This window comes from Methylobacter svalbardensis, assembly GCF_037671525.1.
GTDB lineage: Bacteria > Pseudomonadota > Gammaproteobacteria > Methylococcales > Methylomonadaceae > Methylobacter_A > Methylobacter_A svalbardensis.
This window is the reverse complement of the sequence record NZ_JAWPOH010000179.1, coordinates 1-1,162: the sequence shown is the minus strand read 5'-3', so window position 1 is coordinate 1,162 and position 1,162 is coordinate 1. Positions and strand designations below refer to the sequence as shown.

Here is a 1,162-nt window from a genome sequence, read left to right as displayed (position 1 = left end):
TTGAACACCGATTCTGGAAAATCCAGAAAAGTGTTCAGCTTGAAACCAGAATCAGTGTTCAAGTTAAATCAGAATAGGTGTTCAGATTGAATCAGAATGAGTGTTCAGGTTGGGCCAGAATATGCAACCACCGCCTCCGCCATGGTGGCGACCACCTATACCCGATACAGATGAACTATCATTATCACCATCGCTATCACTATTTTTTGGTGGTTTGACGCCGCTTGTGCCTTGAGTAAGCCACGCTTGTGCTACTGAACCTAATCCTGAAATGCTACTCATAATAATCACCTTTGAAGTTTAAGCTTACGAAGCGGCAAAAAAATGCCACACCTTCGGTAATAAATTGCCATAATTTTGGCATTTATCGCCTTTATTTAAGTGAAAAATCAACTATGTCTATGTATAAGCAGAAATTAAGCCAACTTCAAAAGATGTTTTTCTGTCCACGGATGAATTTGGCAATCAATCGCTTGGAATTTGTGTCTGTTTCTTCCTTGATAAACCGCTTATGATCTGTCCAAAGTGTCGACAAGAGCTGCATGTGCAAAGTGAAATTTGCCCTCATTGCGGTATCGTATTTGAAAAATACCATAAATATCATCTTGAACAGACGGATAGCCAGGATGTTCAATCGCCTATTGTGACGTTAGATGAAGAAGTTGAAGCCAAGCCGCTAATAAAATTTCTGTTTCACGATACCCAGCAAAACACGATGACCTATTTTGTAGGCAGGCTACTTATTTTTATGGGTCTTGTTATTTGGAGTTTGCAACTGATGAGTGGATCTATAGAGAGTAATGCTGCCGGAAATTCTTTTTTGCATCTGGTCAACCTGCCTTTTCATGAGGCGGGGCATATTGTTTTCCGACCGTTCGGATCATTTATTACCTCGTTGGGAGGAACGCTTGGGCAGTTGTTAATGCCGTCAATTTGCATGGGCGTGTTATTAGTCAAGACCCGCGATCCTTTTGGCGCATCAGTCGCATTATGGTGGGTCGGTGAGAACTTCCTTGATATTGCACCTTATATGAAGGCTATGTCATCGTTAAATATTGAAAATTCCCCAGAGCAGCATTGAGTAGGGTTTCCGGCGTGAGTTGGCAGTGTTGTTCAAAAGCCCGTCGCCAGCCCAGGTAGTTTGGCAAGTATTTGGTAGCTA

Annotated in this window: 2 protein-coding genes and 1 pseudogene; 1 reads left to right on the top strand and 2 read right to left on the bottom strand. The window is 42.2% G+C overall.

Going from position 1 to position 1,162, the window contains the following annotated elements; all coding sequences use genetic code 11:
• Nucleotides 1–81 precede the first annotated feature (81 nt).
• Nucleotides 82–282: a hypothetical protein gene (locus tag RW114_RS20720; protein ID WP_340124619.1), complete on the bottom strand. Its 201-nt coding sequence runs from the start codon at nt 280–282 to the stop codon at nt 82–84.
• A 262-nt stretch (nt 283–544) separates the two neighbouring features.
• Here RW114_RS20720 and RW114_RS20715 point away from each other — a divergent pair, with 262 nt between their 5' ends.
• Nucleotides 545–1,081, top strand: coding sequence for a hypothetical protein (locus RW114_RS20715; protein WP_340124618.1), 537 nt, complete (start codon nt 545–547; stop codon nt 1,079–1,081).
• Here RW114_RS20715 and RW114_RS20710 read toward each other — a convergent pair.
• Nucleotides 1,038–1,162, bottom strand: a pseudogene (locus RW114_RS20710) (IS1595 family transposase); the annotation flags it as partial. The gene RW114_RS20715 and the pseudogene RW114_RS20710 sit on opposite strands and share 44 nt — an antisense overlap.

Bases quoted from the DNA above. Each gene is read 5' to 3' on its own strand.
- RW114_RS20720 (WP_340124619.1), bottom strand. From the start codon at position 282: ATGAGTAGCATTTCAGGATTAGGTTCAGTAGCACAAGCGTGGCTTACT.